20 protein-coding genes are annotated in these 15,687 nt (G+C 45.6%); 14 read left to right on the plus strand and 6 right to left on the minus strand.

What is annotated here, in order from left to right:
- Window positions 1-86: 86 nt before the first annotated feature.
- The 5 genes from RA156_RS08615 (at window position 87) to RA156_RS08635 (ending at window position 3,176) form a co-directional block, all read left to right on the plus strand.
- On the plus strand, window positions 87-518 hold the full coding sequence (locus RA156_RS08615) for a hypothetical protein (protein ID WP_306639465.1): 432 nt from the start codon (window positions 87-89) through the stop codon (window positions 516-518).
- A gap of 110 nt (window positions 519-628) precedes the next feature.
- The gene (locus RA156_RS08620; RefSeq protein ID WP_306639466.1) at window positions 629-1,429 is read left to right on the plus strand and encodes a hypothetical protein; all 801 of its coding nucleotides are present in this window, start codon (window positions 629-631) and stop codon (window positions 1,427-1,429) included.
- A gap of 179 nt (window positions 1,430-1,608) precedes the next feature.
- Window positions 1,609-1,974, plus strand: coding sequence for a DUF2200 domain-containing protein (locus RA156_RS08625; protein ID WP_306639467.1), 366 nt, complete (start codon window positions 1,609-1,611; stop codon window positions 1,972-1,974).
- Between the two features lie 33 nt (window positions 1,975-2,007).
- Window positions 2,008-2,202: a hypothetical protein gene (locus RA156_RS08630; RefSeq protein ID WP_306639468.1), complete on the plus strand. Its 195-nt coding sequence runs from the start codon at window positions 2,008-2,010 to the stop codon at window positions 2,200-2,202.
- 83 nt (window positions 2,203-2,285) lie between these two features.
- On the plus strand, window positions 2,286-3,176 hold the full coding sequence (locus tag RA156_RS08635) for a hypothetical protein (protein ID WP_306639469.1): 891 nt from the start codon (window positions 2,286-2,288) through the stop codon (window positions 3,174-3,176).
- 55 nt (window positions 3,177-3,231) lie between these two features.
- On the opposite strand, the gene RA156_RS08640 is transcribed toward RA156_RS08635, so the two are convergent.
- Complete coding sequence (locus RA156_RS08640; RefSeq protein WP_306639470.1) at window positions 3,232-4,407, minus strand: acetyl-CoA C-acyltransferase; 1,176 nt, start codon at window positions 4,405-4,407, stop codon at window positions 3,232-3,234.
- Between the two features lie 302 nt (window positions 4,408-4,709).
- On the opposite strand from RA156_RS08640, the gene RA156_RS08645 reads away from it, so the two are divergent.
- Together RA156_RS08645 and RA156_RS08650 are read left to right on the plus strand one after the other, a co-directional pair.
- Window positions 4,710-5,444: a lysophospholipid acyltransferase family protein gene (locus tag RA156_RS08645; protein WP_306639471.1), complete on the plus strand. Its 735-nt coding sequence runs from the start codon at window positions 4,710-4,712 to the stop codon at window positions 5,442-5,444.
- A 380-nt stretch (window positions 5,445-5,824) separates the two neighbouring features.
- Window positions 5,825-6,652 carry a Cbp1 family collagen-binding glycoprotein adhesin gene (locus RA156_RS08650; RefSeq protein WP_306639472.1) on the plus strand — a complete coding sequence of 276 codons (828 nt, stop codon included), beginning with the start codon at window positions 5,825-5,827 and terminating at the stop codon, window positions 6,650-6,652.
- Between the two features lie 51 nt (window positions 6,653-6,703).
- Here RA156_RS08650 and RA156_RS08655 read toward each other — a convergent pair whose 3' ends face one another.
- From RA156_RS08655 to RA156_RS08670, 4 genes are read right to left on the minus strand one after another with little or no spacing between them, the layout of a single operon-like run.
- Window positions 6,704-7,153: a hypothetical protein gene (locus RA156_RS08655; RefSeq protein ID WP_306639473.1), complete on the minus strand. Its 450-nt coding sequence runs from the start codon at window positions 7,151-7,153 to the stop codon at window positions 6,704-6,706.
- Window positions 7,126-7,428 carry a hypothetical protein gene (locus RA156_RS08660; protein ID WP_306639474.1) on the minus strand — a complete coding sequence of 101 codons (303 nt, stop codon included), beginning with the start codon at window positions 7,426-7,428 and terminating at the stop codon, window positions 7,126-7,128. The genes RA156_RS08655 and RA156_RS08660 overlap by 28 nt, the downstream gene beginning before the upstream one ends.
- The gene (locus RA156_RS08665) at window positions 7,425-7,595 is read right to left on the minus strand and encodes a hypothetical protein (RefSeq protein WP_306639475.1); all 171 of its coding nucleotides are present in this window, start codon (window positions 7,593-7,595) and stop codon (window positions 7,425-7,427) included. Before RA156_RS08665 ends, RA156_RS08660 begins: the two co-directional genes overlap by 4 nt.
- Entirely contained in the window at window positions 7,592-8,431 is an 840-nt protein-coding gene (locus RA156_RS08670) for a pseudouridine synthase (RefSeq protein WP_306639476.1), read from the minus strand. The genes RA156_RS08665 and RA156_RS08670 overlap by 4 nt, the downstream gene beginning before the upstream one ends.
- 63 nt (window positions 8,432-8,494) lie before the next feature.
- Here RA156_RS08670 and RA156_RS08675 point away from each other — a divergent pair, with 63 nt between their 5' ends.
- The 7 genes from RA156_RS08675 to RA156_RS08705 all read left to right on the plus strand — a co-directional run bounded on the left by RA156_RS08675 (window position 8,495) and on the right by RA156_RS08705 (window position 13,871).
- Complete coding sequence (locus tag RA156_RS08675; protein WP_306639477.1) at window positions 8,495-9,793, plus strand: NAD(P)/FAD-dependent oxidoreductase; 1,299 nt, start codon at window positions 8,495-8,497, stop codon at window positions 9,791-9,793.
- 108 nt (window positions 9,794-9,901) lie between these two features.
- Window positions 9,902-11,068, plus strand: coding sequence for an MBL fold metallo-hydrolase (locus tag RA156_RS08680; RefSeq protein ID WP_306639478.1), 1,167 nt, complete (start codon window positions 9,902-9,904; stop codon window positions 11,066-11,068).
- Window positions 11,069-11,075: 7 nt separating this feature from the next.
- The gene (locus RA156_RS08685) at window positions 11,076-11,621 is read left to right on the plus strand and encodes a hypothetical protein (RefSeq protein ID WP_306639479.1); all 546 of its coding nucleotides are present in this window, start codon (window positions 11,076-11,078) and stop codon (window positions 11,619-11,621) included.
- Between the two features lie 93 nt (window positions 11,622-11,714).
- Window positions 11,715-12,137, plus strand: a complete 423-nt coding sequence (locus RA156_RS08690; protein WP_306639480.1) for a GyrI-like domain-containing protein — start codon at window positions 11,715-11,717, stop codon at window positions 12,135-12,137.
- Between the two features lie 14 nt (window positions 12,138-12,151).
- Window positions 12,152-12,811: a CPBP family intramembrane glutamic endopeptidase gene (locus tag RA156_RS08695; protein WP_306639481.1), complete on the plus strand. Its 660-nt coding sequence runs from the start codon at window positions 12,152-12,154 to the stop codon at window positions 12,809-12,811.
- 87 nt (window positions 12,812-12,898) lie between these two features.
- Entirely contained in the window at window positions 12,899-13,456 is a 558-nt protein-coding gene (locus RA156_RS08700) for a hypothetical protein (protein WP_306639482.1), read from the plus strand.
- A gap of 94 nt (window positions 13,457-13,550) precedes the next feature.
- On the plus strand, window positions 13,551-13,871 hold the full coding sequence (locus tag RA156_RS08705) for a hypothetical protein (RefSeq protein ID WP_306639483.1): 321 nt from the start codon (window positions 13,551-13,553) through the stop codon (window positions 13,869-13,871).
- A gap of 55 nt (window positions 13,872-13,926) precedes the next feature.
- Here the strand turns inward: RA156_RS08705 and RA156_RS08710 are convergent, their stop codons facing one another.
- On the minus strand, window positions 13,927-15,510 hold the full coding sequence (locus RA156_RS08710; RefSeq protein ID WP_306639484.1) for a S8 family peptidase: 1,584 nt from the start codon (window positions 15,508-15,510) through the stop codon (window positions 13,927-13,929).
- Between the last annotated feature and the right edge of the window lie 177 nt (window positions 15,511-15,687).

Genomic DNA, 15,687 nt, shown 5'->3' on the forward strand with positions numbered 1-15,687 from the left:
AGTTATAGATTATCGTCTATCGATTATCGATTCTAGCCCCTAGACCCTCGTCTCACGTTTCCCCCGCATTTGCCTAGATTTGTTTCGTGCGTCGCATATCAGTAAATAGTCGGCCTTGGAAGTATTTCGCCCTTGCTCAAGGACTTTGCTTCGTGATCCTCATTCTTTTCTTAGAAGATCAGCATAAGCTTGGATGGGCACATTTCTTTATTGTGCTTCTCATCATTTCAGTGACGGCTTTGGCATATTATGTTCTAGACAATTCTCGCACCTTCTTCTGTGATGAATCTTTTCTTTACATCAAGAGGAAGAATAAAGTAGCACACATTCCACTTTACCGAATTCAATCTATTAAGACTAGCCTAGTAACCTTAGGAAACACTCGTTTTCGAAAGGTGAAATTCATCGATGACGACGGCAACGAACGTTTGATTGAAATCATTCCAGCACCTTTCTCCGAAAATTTCACTTGGTTCGAACGGCAAGTAGAACGAGCTAGTTATTCTCGCGAGCAGTAATTGACTAGGGAGGCGTAAGACGATAGGCGTTAGGCTTTAGTTATTGGTCGTTGGTTCTTGGTGATAGTTTATCGATTATCGATTCTAGCCCCCCGTCCATATATTGCGTTATGTTCAAGCTTGCATTGCTCCTGTCGATATACCTACTCTCCTTTCAGTCCGATCGACCAAGTTTCGAAATCATTCAGCATAATGATGAAGGCTTCGATTATTTCAACCGCAAAATCGTGGTCTTTGGTGTTGACATATATGCTGCGCCTGGGGTTGAGGAGGAAAGGCTACTTCACGCTGCGAATGTGATGGCTCAATACCTCGACAACGATGAAGATGGAGTGCCTGATAACCAGTTGGTGCTCGAAAGCATGCTGGCTTCCAAGGCGTTTATGATCATGTGGGAAAACCCCAAAGACCTTCGACGTGAAGCGTCACCAAGTGATCGCGAAGGTCAAGACCTGGGAAACGATGAAACGCAACCTGAATTCGTGGCGAATGGAATGACCGGTCGTTTCGACGCTAGTCTGGAGGAGGTCTTGCACATTATTACACATGCCGGTTACGCAAAAGCCTACCCTCAAATTTTCGGAGAAGTGAAAGGAACTTCCATCGCCAACGCTATGGATCAAGCGCGAGGTGGTCACCACAAGAAAATCCCAAGACAGTATCCTGAATCTTCTTGGTACAGCTATAACGACAGAACATGCGCCTACGCTTGCCAAATCACCGAGTACCATTACTGGGCCCTCACCTCCCTCCTAGGCGCCCAAATCAACCGTAATAAAGAGATTAACGATGAATGGCAATTAAACACCCCAGAACTCCTCTCTGAGCGTGATACAGCGGTTTATGAGCTCCTCACCGACCCGAAGTATGCGTTTCCGAAGGTATTACCTGATGGGCGGTATGGGCTCTAGGTGTTAGGCTTTAGGCTTTAGGCTTTAGGCGTTGGGCTATAGGCTTTAGGCTTTAGGCTTTAGGCTTTAGTTGTTGGTGATTAGTTATCGATTATCGATTATCGTTTCTAGACCCTTGTCTAAATTTCTCCTACATTAGTAAGACTCACGCCTAAAGCCCAACGCCTAAAGCCTAAACGATGTCTTCAACAGCCCATCACGACGAACGAATTGCGAAGATGACCTTCGCCTCTGTTTATCCTCACTATGTAACTAAGGTTGAAAAGAAAGGAAAAACAGTAGATGAACTGCATCAGGTGATTACTTGGTTGACGGGGTATTCTGAAGACGACTTGAAGAAGCATATTGAAGCAAAGTCAACCTTTAAAGACTTCTTTGAGCAGGCGAATTTGAATCCAAATGCTTCGTTGATCAAAGGTGTGATTTGTGGCTATCGTGTAGAAGAAATTGAAAATAAGCTGACGCAACAATGCCGTTACCTCGATAAGGTGATTGATGAGCTTGCTCGTGGCAAAAAAATGACGAGCATCCTTCGTACCCCATGAAACCACTGGAAGAACTCTCTCTTCTGGAAAGGAATGCTAACAATCATTGTCTTTTTCGCCCTCATCATTTCTACAGGACTCTTCATTTTTTCGGCCAAAGGCCTCATAGAAATGGAACCAAATGACCCCGACCTAAATCTGCAGAAAGGCATGACTGTAGGTTTCTTCTTGTTCGCTGCACTCGTATGGTTCCTAGCAGGAAAGCTTCGAAAGGCGATGAATGTTTAACCTCATTGCAAAACCAATGGTCACTTATCTGTGATATCCTTGTCTATTACTCGTTTCATCTTTGAAGACAGATTTTGAGAACTATGAAATCCGTCAAACAACCTGGAATCTTAGCAATTACTGCCTTTGTGTTCTACTCTCTTCTTTCAATTGACTCCAGCGCTCAGGGACCGTGGGCCCAGGGAAAGGGAAAGGGATATTCGCAGTTAGTATTCAACTCAATTTCGAATTATTCGAGTCTGTACGATGAACGCACAGGAACTGGTGATACCCGTCCGACCGAGAGAATTCTCTCTGAGGTTGTCTTGGCCGCTTATGGCGAATTCGGGATCAGTGACAAGCTTACGGTTGGTGCTAATATCCCATTCGGAATGGCTAATAGCGGTTCTGCACGGGTTGACAGCATCCCCCCTCAATTCGATGAGGGAAGATTGTCGGCATTTGGCAACATTAGTGCTTTTGCGAAGTATACTGTCATAGATAAGAAGTGGAAAGCGGCGTTCTTGACTCAGGTTGGTTTGGCTACCGCCGAACGCGATACTTCCACCGGATTAGCCACAGGGGTTGACGCCTATTCAATTCAGCCTACACTCTCTTTCGGAAGCAGCAGTGGTGATTGGTATTACTTTGGATACTTCGGATATGGATACCGGACCAATGACTATCATGATTACTTGACAATGGGCGCCGAGGTGGGAAAGCGACTGCCGAATGACAAAATCCTTTTAATCCTGAATATCCATCGACTTCACAACCTCGGAAATGGCAGTGCTTTGGTAGATGCTCCAGCCATTATAGAAACAGGACTTCACACAAGCTTTCAGGAGTACTCAGCTTTTTTGGCGAAGATCTTTGTTGAAGACTTGTACAAAGGCGTAGGCGCCTTCGGTTCGATTGGAGGTGCTTTCCCCGGGGAAAAGGTCTCCGTTGCCGCTGCCCCAGCGATGAGCTTAGGGCTTTTCTATAAGTGGTAAAAACAAGAATCCCCAGCCGAGGCCAGGGATTCAGTATTTCAAAAAGGAATAACCTTTAGAGATTCTCAATCACAATTGCAGAGGCTCCACCTCCACCGTTGCAGATTCCTGCTGCACCGTACTTACCGCCGTTCTGCTTCAGTACGTTCATCAATGTCACTACGATACGACTTCCAGAAGACCCCAGTGGGTGTCCGAGTGCTACGGCACCACCGTTAACGTCCACTTTCGAAGCATCAAGTCCGAGTTCTGCAATGTTCGCTAGACCTACTACAGAGAATGCTTCATTCAATTCCCAGTAATCGATATCATCGTTTGAAAGGCCTGCTTTACCTAATGCAATTGGAAGTGCTTTTGAAGGAGCTGTAGTGAACCACTCTGGCTCTTGTGCTGCATCAGCAGTAGCAACGACACGTGCAAGTGGCTTCAAACCTAGTTCAGCTGCTTTTTCAGCGCTCATCAATACAACTGCAGAAGCTCCATCATTCAATGTCGAAGCGTTCGCTGCGGTTACAGTTCCTTCCTTGTCAAACGCCGGACGTAGATTCGGGATCTTGTCCATACGTACGTTCTTGTACTCTTCGTCTTCACTCACTATGATGGCATCGCCACGACGCTGTGGTACTTCAACAGGAACTACCTCATCGTTGAATTTACCCTCGCTCCAAGCTTTCGCAGAGCGGTTGTAAGATTCGATAGCGAAAGCATCTTGTTCTTCACGAGAGATGTTCTTCTCTTTAGCGCAAAGCTCAGCGCAATTCCCCATGTGCACCTTGTTGTAAACGTCAGTCAAGCCGTCTTTCAACATACCGTCTTGCATCTTTATATCACCGAATTTGCTTCCGTTACGGGCGCTAAAGTAGTGAGGTACAGAGCTCATGTTTTCCATACCACCGGCAATTACGATGTCATTATCGCCTGCTTTGATGGTTTGAACAGCCATGCTGATTGACTTCATCCCTGAAGCACATACTTTGTTTACTGTAGTACATGGTACGTTATTTCCAATACCTGCTCCCATTGCCGCCTGACGAGCAGGTGCTTGACCGAGACCAGCTTGGAGAACATTCCCCATAAATACTTCTTGAACAAGTGCAGGATCAACTCCTGCTTTATCGAGGGCTCCTTTGATCGCAACCGACCCGAGCTTAGTTGCTGGAACACTGCTCAACGCTCCAAGGAAACTTCCCATTGGCGTACGTGCCGCTCCAACAATTACTACTTCTTTCATGAGATGAGTGTTTTCATTTAACGCCGCAAAGATAGCAAAGCAGATCGGGTAATCTATCTCAGAAGTGTCTCGGGCAAACCCACAACAACGCAGATTTTTAACGCTTGTTTAGAAATTCAGATCATTTTTGGCACGGCACTTGCAATACTCCAAGCAACATTACTTCTCTAGTAAGTTTTGGTTTTGGTTAATAGTTATTTTGGTTAAGGTTGGTAAGGTCCGAAAACGTTCGGGCCTTATCCTTTTTATAAGCTTTCGTATCCAGAACGTATGCTTAGCAGAGAATCAAGTATCTTGGGGGCATGAAGCGCAACGCTTTTGGACAACCACTGTGGGTAAAGAGAAGCTTGATCCGAATCTTCGGAGCAGCGAGTTGGCCTCGATTCAACTGGAAGTATGAGGCTGAAATTGAAGGAGCTGAAGTCTTTCAAGAGGTACGAGACAAAAACGTACTCATTGTGAGCAATCACCAGACCTACTTCGCTGATGTTACCTTCATGTTTCATGTGATTCAATCAGCTATCGCTGGAAAACCGAACAACATTCGTTTCCCGGGATTCCTGTTGGCTAAGAAGACGAACATCTATTTCGTCGCTGCCGAAGAAACCATGTCGAAAGGATTCCTTCCTAAACTGATGAGAGCTGGTGGTGCTATAACTGTAAAACGAACTTGGCGTAAAGACGGCGAGAATACCAAGCGAGAGGTTGATCCAAAAGATCCTGAAAAAGTAGTCACTGCGTTAAATGATGGATGGGTAGTCTCTTTCCCTCAAGGTACTACTACCCCGTTCGTTCAAGGAAGAAAAGGAACAGCTCACTTGATCAAACAAACCGAGGCTTTGGTTGTCCCAGTGGTCATTGATGGATTCCGAAGAGCATTTGATAAAAAAGGACTGGTGAAGAAGAAGAAAGGCACCACCCTGAAGATGCAAGTAAAGGAGCCTTTGAAGATCAACTACGACGCTCCTGTTGACGACATTCTACATCAAATCATGGATGCCATTGAGCAGACCGAAGATTTTTTGATGGTGAAGTGAAACCCTTATTCCCCTAGTGGCGTATATAATTTTGGTTTCGGAACAATCTACTATCTAAGCTTACACGCACTAACCAATAACTTAATTTTTCTGACGCTATATGTTGGAGTACTATAAGACTGTTCTGGGCAAAGTGAGTTTTGACCCGATCCTATTTAGAAAAGAATTGAGAAAAGCCTTCCGACACCTCGGAGGTGATGAAAGACTAGCATTAAGAGATTGGCTGAAAGATAGCAGCTACATTTAACCCAATTACTACAAGATCCCGCACCTGCGGGATTTTTTTTTATCGAATAATTCCGATCTCCTAACGGATTCTAGGAATGCCCCATCAGCAGCGTATCACTGGCTTAACTTCACCGTTAACAAAGAAAAAGATCATGAAGAAGTTAGCCTACATACTCATTCTTTCCTTCGGAATTATGGCCTGCAATGACGACCAGGTTGCCGTTGAAGAACTCCAAGCAGAAAACGCCGTGATGGCAGAAGAAGTAGATATACTTCGTTCCGCGCTCAGCGAAAAGAAAAACTACGTAGCTCAAGTGCATCGCGAACTCAATGCCTTGCTACCCTCTGTTCTCAACAGCGAAGAAGAGATCACACAAGAAGTTTCAACGAAAATCGCGCAACTCGCGACGATTCTCGAACGCTACGAGACAGACATTGATAGTCTAGAGCTCAAACTCTGGGATTACAAAACTGAGAATCAGTCGATTCGAATGGACCTTGGTCAGTTAATGGCACAGACAGAGCAACAAGAGTCAGAAATTTCTAGCCTCCTCAATGATTTGGAGCAAGCTACTTTTGACATTGTTTTCCTTGAACAAGAACTCGCTAGCGCGGAATCGGAAATCTGCAATTTGGAAGACCGCGTGAGTATGGTGAATGAAGCGTATAATCGACGTTTAGTAGCCATTGGTAGCGCTGAAGAACTCGAAGCGGCTGGTTTTATCGAACGCAAAGGACTCCCCTTATTTAAGAAGACAATGGTCAGTACTGAACAACCGACGACAGCACGTTGGGAAAGCATTGACGCCTCTACCACTCGCTCTCTTGCACTGTTCAGCAAGAAGGCTGAGATCCATACTGAGCATCCGAAATCAAGCTACGAAATGAGCGCAGATGAGAACGGATCCCTCACCTTGTTGATCAAAGATCCCGCAGCATTTTGGTTGTACTCACGATGCCTGGTGATCACGACGAAGTGACACAGGTAAAGTTTTGACTAACAGCGGTAAAACGCTTGTTGGAGCTGCGGTTTAATTCTTCAACTTGGTCATCGAGAGAGCAGCGGGCGTTTTGGAAGGAGTCTTCGGATTTCCGGAAAAAGCGCCCTTGTTTTTTAGCCTGCGCTCGAGTAAAAAACACCCGGCTCCGAAAGCATAAGCCAAGCCATCCCACGGATCTGCCGTTGCGAAGGAGTAGTACTTCGGCGCTAGCCATTCCATGACAATAAAAAGATATACGGTGGTGAAGAGTACCTGAAGCGTTGAAATACGAATGCGACGGCGATACAGGAAGCTTAAGATTTCTTCCATGATAGGCAGCAGAACAATCAAGGTAAGTACATCCGCGAAATAGGAACTCATCCATTGTGGTACCCCTCCGGCTCCCCATTGCCAGGAGCGAAAAATCAAATAAGCGGCCCAACTGAGATTGAAGAGCACGCCATTGGTGGCAACTAACCCGGTGACGCTGCGATTGCCCATAGAATGAATGAGAGAATGACCCAATACACAAACCAAAGTGCCGAAAGTACGAGGTAGATGAGTTTCAAAAATGGATTCTTGGTGGTTTTGAAATGGTTCACCACCTTATCTAAACGTGACTTCGGACCATTTGCTCTGGCCAACTCACGCTTTTCGCTTTCAACAACTAGTTTCTTTTGAGGATCGATGAGCGCACCGCAAGATTCACAGTGTTCGTGATGACCAACATTCCAATGGCCGCATTCACTGCATTTGCGTTCGATCTGTTGGCTCATTGCTGCTTTTTTGCCCGTTCTAAGAAGATCCATCTAACGATGAGAATCAATCCCAAGATGATGATGGCTCCAATAATAATCGCCAGCACATTGATTTGATCAGTGATCTGTTTGTGCCCTTGAGCAACATTAGTGCTATCTGCGATATTCAACAACAACGACGTCATGCGTGGTTGAATTTAACAAGATTGAGGAACTCTTTTGGCATCTTGGTACGAATCATCTCGTCTCCTTTCGCCGTAGGAATTTCAATGCTAAAGAAGTGCAGACCAAGTCGGCCCAGCGGATTATCTGCCTTACCTCGACGTGCATAACCTGGTACTGGTGTGCCTCCAGAATCAAGCATAGAGAAAAGCTCCGAGAACGACTCCTTCTTCATCTCTACACGAAGGATGGCGTAACGATCGCCCTGCATCATCGTGCGAAAAGGAAACACAAAGGTCTCTTCCTCTTTCTTGTAATTCGAACGGTATCCAATTTCACCGTCTTCTTCGAAACCACCGCGAGCTAGTACGTAGAAACGTTTGTTCAAGCGGTTCCACTCCCCTTGCAAACGAACACGAGTAACAGCGTCTTTGGCTACAACAACAATCCCACTGGCATCCTTTGGAAGCTTATTCACGAAGAATACCTCATCCAACTCCGGATCTTTATCGAGCAACCACTTTTTCACCACCGAGAAAGCTGTCCGCTTTTTACGATCAGGTGAAGCCGTAATCCAACCTGCAGGCTTCTCAAAAGCAAGCACGCTCTCGTCTTCATGAAGGATGACAAAAGGAAGATTCTTCGTTGGTTTCGCCTCACGCTCCACCTTTGGTTCATCGAGCACTTTAATGTGCGCTCCCTTCTCCACCATACGTGAAGGATAGTTGTCAATGTTGCCATTGACCATGACCTGCTTCGCCTTGATGAGCTTGCGGCCTTTGTTCTTGGAAGCGTAGCCGAATTCCTCGATGATCAAGTCAAGAAGTGTGGCGTCTTCTGCTGCTTTAAATTCTCGCATTTGATGCAAAAGTACTGCTCCGAAATGAATCACTATTCCTTACCTTTGGAAAAAGTTTTCTTTTTGAACATTCCGGACGCCAACGTACCCCGGATCGTCATCATCGGCGGGGGATTTGCCGGACTAGAATTAGCCCGGTCGCTTAAAAACAAAGCGGTACAAATCGTATTGCTTGATAAGCACAACTACCACACTTTCCAACCACTTCTTTATCAGGTCGCAACTGCAGGACTGGAGCCCGATTCCATCGGTCACCCCTTGCGTAAGATCTTCAAAGGACAGAAGAATCTTTTCTTCCGACTGACTGAAGTATCGCACATTGATCCCGAGAAGAAAGTAGTGTACAGCTCCATCGGTGAGCTCGCCTATGACAAGGTGGTCATCGCTACGGGAAGCGACACGAACTTCTTTGGCAACAGTGAACTTCAACATCACGGAATGTCGATGAAGTCAATTCCTGAGGCATTGGATATTCGAAGCTTGATTCTACAAAACTTCGAAGAGGCCTTACTGACTTCTGATTTGAACGAACGTGAGGCCCTGATGAATGTGATCATTGTTGGCGCTGGTCCAACTGGTGTAGAACTCGCGGGTGCCATCTCTGAATTGAGAAAACATATCCTGCCGCGAGATTACCCAGATCTCGATGTACGACGCATGTCTATTCGCCTTATAGAGGCTTCTCCACGAGTTTTAAGTGCCATGAGCGAGAAATCATCTGCGGATGCCCTGCAGGCATTGGAATCGCTTGATGTGGAGGTATGGCTCGATACGCTGGTTGAGTCTTACGACGGACGTGTTGTCAAAACAAAGAATGGTAAATCATTCGTAGCGAAGACGCTCATTTGGTCTGCAGGTGTGAAGGGTGCTCCGGTCAAAGGAATTAACGCGGAGGCGCTGACACGAAATGACCGCATCGAAGTGGATGAATTCAACCGAGTAAAAGGCATCGAAGACGCTTACGCGGTTGGAGACGTCTCGGCGATGATTGATGAAGAGAACCCTCGAGGCCATGCGATGGTTGCTCAAGTGGCCATTCAACAGGCGGCGAACCTCGCTAAAAACATTCTAGCTGAAAGCAAAGGCAAAGAACCCACCCCATTCAAATATAAAGACCTAGGATCTATGGCCACTATTGGCCGTAACAGAGCGGTAGTTGACCTCCCTAAAGGTCATTTCCGCGGGTTCTTCGCTTGGGTTATTTGGATGGTTGTGCACGTTGTGCAGCTTATCGGATTCAGAAACAAAGTACTTGTACTGGTCAACTGGACATGGAACTATGTTCAATATGCGAGGGATGCGCGGTTGATCATTCGCCCTTTCAAGAGGAGCGCGGAACGCGGAACGCAGAACGCGGAATAGGAGCGCGGAACGCGGATTGCGGTGATAGGAGCGCAGATCGCGGATCGCGATCCACCCTAGCCCCCAAATATTCGTGTACCTTCACCCAAACTTCTCACTTTCCAAGTCATGTTGAAACGCATCATCAAACGCTTCTTCGCCTTCCTTAGTATTCTCATTCTATTGATCACCATTATCGGTGTGGCCTTTGTGAATTTGAGTCCGCAGTTTGGTGGGCAAGCTTCTGAGGAGCAAAAGGAAGCATACGCTGCTACCGGACATTATGAAGATGGAGTCTTCACCAATAAGGAGATGATTGTCATGGAAATGAACTGTCACAGCATTTCGGCAATGATCAAGGAGACAATGAATCCAGATCCAAATGTGGCGCCTCCAGATAACATTGAGGTAGAGAAGTTCGACCCAAAAGAACTGTTGAACATTGATGCCGAATCTTCACGCGTTACCTGGCTTGGGCATTCATCCTTTCTTCTCGAAACGGCCGGGAAAGTGATTCTTTTGGACCCTGTGTTTGGACAATATGCCGCACCTCACCCTCTATTGGGTAGAGCTCGCTTCCATAAAGAAATGCCAATCACTATTGCAGACATTCCTCATGTGGATGCCGTCATTATTTCTCACGACCACTACGATCACCTCGATTACGAATCGATTGTAGAATTGCGTGATAAGGTGGATCATTTCTTCGTCCCTCTTGGGGTAGGAAACCACTTAAGACGCTGGGAAATTGCCGAAGACAAGATTTCTGAAATGGACTGGTGGCAGGAAGTCCAGTTAGATCAAATGAGCATCGTATTTACTCCTTCCCGACATATGTCAGGAAGAGGTCTAACCGATCAATCGGCAACCCTCTGGGGGTCTTGGGTAATCCAACACCAGTACTTGAGCCTCTATTTCAGTGGTGACGGAGGATACGGAGAGCACTTCAAAGAAATTGGAGAGCAGTACGGACGTTTTGATATTGCTTTAATGGAATGTGGCCAGTACAACGATCTCTGGGCTGACGTTCATATGTCTCCAGAACAGACTGTGCAAGCCTCGCTTGACGTAAAGGCTGATCTCATGGTACCAATCCATTGGGGCTCTTTTCAGCTAGCCACACACAGCTGGACCGATCCCGTGGAGCGCGTAACGGCCGAAGCCTCAAACAAGAATGTACCGATCGCCACACCAAATATTGGGGAATCCATCACTTCTCCTGGACATTTGAATTTGAGTTTTGATCCTTGGTGGGAAGAGGAGAAGAGGAAGAATTCGAATGAGAATGAGAATTAGAAGGAGAATGCGATTCTCTCACCTACTCTGGTTATTGGCGCTCAATCTCAGCTCTATGAACGGCTTGAGTCAATTGGATATTCCACCGAGTTTTGATTTGGTTCTTGACGTAGAATGGCCGGAGCATATTGCTTGGTTGAGCTTGCCTGATGAAGTATTATTCATTCCCAAAGACAGCACCGTAGTATTGTCCTTTAATTCTCGACCAACACGGCTATTCTTCTACAACGTAGAAGGAGAACCGACACTCTTTCACTACCAGCTGGTGCACAAAAAGGTGCTCCTTTCGAACTCATATTACGACGAGTATGAGCATTCCATATTCATCAATCGCGGTATGTTCCTTTGGGACTATATGCGCTTCGATACGGAGACCCTAGAGTTGTCAAAAGTTCGCTGCAGAGATGTTCCAAAAGGGTGCTCCTTCTACGCTGATGTCACCATAGGTCGGGTTTCTAACTATTATGGATACCATGTGCGTTATCATCCGAAATACATTTTGAAGTTTAATTCAGATCGTATTTTAGTATACATCAAACGGAATAGCTGGTAAAGAAAGCTTCCACCACAATTGAATTCAACCATGTCACTTTCTCCACGAATTGTTAAATGCGAACCGAAGAAGCTGGTTGGTTTACGTGTCACAATGAGTTTGGTGAACAACTTAACGGGTCAACTTTGGGGTCGAATGGGACCTGAAATAAAGACCATTGGTAACCGGGCATCAGAAGATAAGATCTCACTGCAGGTCTACCCTTCCGACTATTATTTAGCGTTCAATCCTGCACGGAAATTTGAGAAATGGGCCTTGGTTGAGGTCAATAGTTTTGACATGATCCCTGAAGGTCTACAGACATTTGAACTTGAAGGTGGGCTTTATGCAGTCTTCGACTATAAGGGATCGAGCAATGATCCTTCTGTTTTCCAATACATCTTTTCGCAATGGATTCCGCAGTCAGCATATGCTGTAGATGACCGTCCACATTTTGAAGTGCTCGGGGCCAATTACCGCAATGACGACCCCGAAAGTGAAGAGGAAATATGGATTCCGATTAAAGCGAGTTCTTGACTTAGTCTACTTCTATGGATAATCCACAACTCAAGCCATATCACGCCCTCCTCGACTTACTGATATTTCTGGCAGTAATGTTCGGTACCAGAGAGATTTATATTGAAGTGTTTGGCTTTTGGGGCAATGCGTTCTTCCGTTCGATCTTGACTGTTGGCACGGCCACTATTCTTCTAAAGGCACGCAATCAATCATGGAAAGCTTTAGGATTGACAAAGTCCCATTCTGTCATCCGGGTTCTCATAATCACAGGATTGGTGCTCGTAGGAACAGTTGCTTCGATTATGGCTTTTGAGCTCTTTGGTCGAGACTTGTTCACGGAATCTGTCGAAGAAAACTCTCCCATTCATACCATCAAAGATTCTTCATCAATGCTCCTCATGACACTCATTTTTGTTTGGATTGAGTCTTTCTTGGAGGAGCTTCAAGACCGCGGTTTTTCGCTCAATCGCTTCGAAGCACTACTTGGCAAAATTCCAGTGAGTACCGTTCTAGCCGTTTTAATTCAAGCCCTCATTTTTGGCTTTCGACATTCCTATGATTTTTCTCCGAGGTCGGTCACGACAGGTTTGATCGGTCTAATATTCGGGGCGGCATATGTTTTAAGCGGACGAAATCTATGGCCTTTGATTTCTGCTCATGTCGTCTTGAATACCATTTCCATCATCGATTAACACCCTAGAATTCCATCTGAATTGTTCATCGAAAGTGATTTCAGCATATGAATCAACCGATGTACCTTTTCGGCTCGAACCGCAACCATGAACCAACCAAATCTTTCGGCTAAGCACATTATTGAACCCTACATTTCTCGAAATGAAGAGCTCAAGTGGGTAGGTATGCCGAAACAGGGAATCGTTTTCAGGAAGTTTGATACGTTCATGATTCCCTTCGGTTTGTTCTGGCTGTTCTTCTCCCTAACATGGTTTTCCATGGCGTTAAACACCTCCATCATAAACTCCATTTTCGGTCTTCCGTTTGTACTTATCGGACTGTTCCTCACCTTCGGACGCAAAATTGTGGACATGATGCGCCGTAAACGAACCATTTATGGAGTCACCGATAAGCGAATCATCATCCTACGCGGAGCATCCGAACAGCGATTGATCACCTTAGATATGAAAGACATTACGTCAGTATCCTTCGGTGAACGAAAAGATGGACACGGTTCCGTTTTTTTCAATGATCCCGGAAGAACTCATAATCTGGGTCAGTTGATGCACCTTCCTTCAATGCGTCCTTTATCACCTACCTTTGAAGTGATTCACGATCCTAAACATGTACATGACATTATCATTGAACAACAAGAGCAAGGATAGATCAAACCGAAGGTTCTTCAAGCGCTCGATGGTTCTATTGGCTTGCCCTCTCTTGTTCGCAAGTTGTGATCCTCGTGTCGAGTACTTCGCGGCAATGGAGAACGAATCAAACAGTGATATTCAAGTCGTGGTTCAAACCACTTTTGATTCCGTTCCAGACACTATTATCGTAGGCGCCGGAGAACGAACCGTACTCACTTACCTCGACCAAATCGGAACCGTAGATGAGTTTGAGGGATGTCCACTCAATTGGGCGCAGCAAATCCAATTCTCCGTTGTGGATGATGAAGAAACGGAAGTTCTCATCAACCCGAACAACTCCAGCAATTGGGTCTACTCTGTAGATACAAAGAACATTATTGGTGCTGGTCAATGCAGCTGCAAGCTAGATCTACTCGAGGTTCACGTAGAATAAAAGAAGGCGCCCAAAAGCACCTTCTCTTATTCTATTTCTCATTCTTATTCTTCCTCTAACTCTTCCTCTTCTCATCAGCCATTCTGAATGCGTTGTAAGCATTCACAACTCCTCCGGTTCTGCTGAGTTTTGAGAATTTCACTTCTTTACCTGGTTTGCCTGGGTGGTCAACTTTGATCTTACCATACCACTTGTATGAATTCACCACGATGTCTTTGACGTCTTTGGCTTTCAATTCCGGGTAGTATGACCAGATCAATGCAGCGAGACCACTTACGACTGGAGCCGCCATACTTGTTCCTGAGTTCTCTTCGTACTTGCTATCAGGAACCGTACTGTTGATGTCTACACCTGGTGCAAAAACGTCTACTGCTTTTTTGCCGTAATTGGTAAAGCTAGCAGCAAGGGTCTCGATTTCTGGACCTGAAGCTCCTACTTCAATCCATAGAGGTGAGATCTCGCGCGTGTCTTCCATGACTGGGTTCGGGAAGTTGTTGCTCTTATCATTGTTCTTGCTCGAGTTTCCAGCGGCATGAACCATGAGCACACCTTTGTCTTCTGCATATTTTACTGCTTGGTCTACGTAAGCTTTATCCGGCGAGTAGCTCTTTCCGAAACTCATGTTGATGATTTTCGCACCGTTATCTGCGGCATAGCGAATGGCGTTGGCTACGTCTTTATCACGTTCATCTCCGTCAGGAACGACACGAAGCACCATAATTCGTGCTTTGTCTGCCACCCCATCAATTCCGATTCCATTCCCGCGTTCAGCGGCTATAATACCAGCCACGTGCGTACCGTGATCAGCTCGAGGTCCTTCAACGCGATTCGTGCCGTAAAAGCGATCAGAAAGGTCATTTGGATCGTCACCTACTTTTTCTCTTGAATCAAGATCAAGGTTATAGCTGTAGGTTAACGTATTCTGAAAATGCTCTAACCCCTCATCAATGGCGCTTTCTAAGTCGTTCTCTAGTGCTTGAATCATGAAGTCACGTAAAGCGTTTGAAGCTTCGTCTCCTCCTTCCAATGACTTCACATCTTCAAGCGTGTAGTCATCGTGACCAAAGACTTTCTCCATCTGAATCTTCGCGTAATTGTAGATATCTACCACCTGCTTGAATTCTTCGTATTCCTCTTTAGCCTTGTCTACACGCTTGCCAAATTGATCTTCGAAGTACAAGAAACGCTTGTAATCTTCTTTATCGTCTTTTGCGATATCACCTTTGGCTTTTCCTTCGAATCTGCCCTTTAGCTCCTTGTATACACGCGTGAACTCGAGGTTATCATAGTGAACATCACCTCCGGGGCCACTAATAAAGCTCCATCCATGTATGTCGTCGATGTAACCATTGCCGTCGTCATCAATACCATTATCGGGAATTTCGTCTTCGTTCACCCAGATCACGTTCACAAGGTCTTCGTGTTCAATATCAACCCCTGAGTCGATGACAGCAACCACGACTTCCTCTCCTTGGCGTCCGTCGATAAGAGTAGCGTATGTTTTGTCTACTGAGATTCCTGCGACTTGATCATCAAGCAGGTCTAAGTTGAACCAATCGTTTGTTTTTTCTTGTGCGTTGATCGCTAGCGCGGAAATAAGCGCTGTTGTCAAGAAGGCTGTTCTTGTGTATTGTAGCATGTAATCCATCTCTTCGTTTCCGTATAAGCAACGACGAAATTCGTTTATTTATGCGGAAATAAGAAAGTCCCCGTACTAGACACGAGGACTTCCTATAACTAACAACTAAACTTAACCTAACTACTAAACTACTCTTTCGAGTGTGCAGTCATAACCAATCTGACCGATTGGTTGTTC

The sequence above is a fragment of the Sanyastnella coralliicola genome, assembly GCF_030845195.1.
Classification (GTDB): Bacteria; Bacteroidota; Bacteroidia; order Flavobacteriales_D; family Sanyastnellaceae; genus Sanyastnella; species Sanyastnella coralliicola.

Coding starts and splice junctions, on each gene's coding strand:
- RA156_RS08630 (WP_306639468.1), top strand. CDS start 2,008: ATGCTAACAATCATTGTCTTTTTCGCCCTCATCATTTCTACAGGACTC.
- RA156_RS08670 (WP_306639476.1), bottom strand. CDS start 8,431: ATGCGAGAATTTAAAGCAGCAGAAGACGCCACACTTCTTGACTTGATC.
- RA156_RS08665 (WP_306639475.1), bottom strand. CDS start 7,595: ATGACGTCGTTGTTGTTGAATATCGCAGATAGCACTAATGTTGCTCAA.
- RA156_RS08625 (WP_306639467.1), top strand. CDS start 1,609: ATGTCTTCAACAGCCCATCACGACGAACGAATTGCGAAGATGACCTTC.
- RA156_RS08700 (WP_306639482.1), top strand. CDS start 12,899: ATGAACCAACCAAATCTTTCGGCTAAGCACATTATTGAACCCTACATT.
- RA156_RS08620 (WP_306639466.1), top strand. CDS start 629: ATGTTCAAGCTTGCATTGCTCCTGTCGATATACCTACTCTCCTTTCAG.
- RA156_RS08710 (WP_306639484.1), bottom strand. CDS start 15,510: ATGCTACAATACACAAGAACAGCCTTCTTGACAACAGCGCTTATTTCC.
- RA156_RS08690 (WP_306639480.1), top strand. CDS start 11,715: ATGAGTTTGGTGAACAACTTAACGGGTCAACTTTGGGGTCGAATGGGA.
- RA156_RS08635 (WP_306639469.1), top strand. CDS start 2,286: ATGAAATCCGTCAAACAACCTGGAATCTTAGCAATTACTGCCTTTGTG.
- RA156_RS08695 (WP_306639481.1), top strand. CDS start 12,152: ATGGATAATCCACAACTCAAGCCATATCACGCCCTCCTCGACTTACTG.
- RA156_RS08685 (WP_306639479.1), top strand. CDS start 11,076: ATGCGATTCTCTCACCTACTCTGGTTATTGGCGCTCAATCTCAGCTCT.
- RA156_RS08655 (WP_306639473.1), bottom strand. CDS start 7,153: ATGGGCAATCGCAGCGTCACCGGGTTAGTTGCCACCAATGGCGTGCTC.
- RA156_RS08660 (WP_306639474.1), bottom strand. CDS start 7,428: ATGAGCCAACAGATCGAACGCAAATGCAGTGAATGCGGCCATTGGAAT.
- RA156_RS08645 (WP_306639471.1), top strand. CDS start 4,710: ATGAAGCGCAACGCTTTTGGACAACCACTGTGGGTAAAGAGAAGCTTG.
- RA156_RS08680 (WP_306639478.1), top strand. CDS start 9,902: ATGTTGAAACGCATCATCAAACGCTTCTTCGCCTTCCTTAGTATTCTC.
- RA156_RS08705 (WP_306639483.1), top strand. CDS start 13,551: ATGGAGAACGAATCAAACAGTGATATTCAAGTCGTGGTTCAAACCACT.
- RA156_RS08650 (WP_306639472.1), top strand. CDS start 5,825: ATGAAGAAGTTAGCCTACATACTCATTCTTTCCTTCGGAATTATGGCC.
- RA156_RS08640 (WP_306639470.1), bottom strand. CDS start 4,407: ATGAAAGAAGTAGTAATTGTTGGAGCGGCACGTACGCCAATGGGAAGT.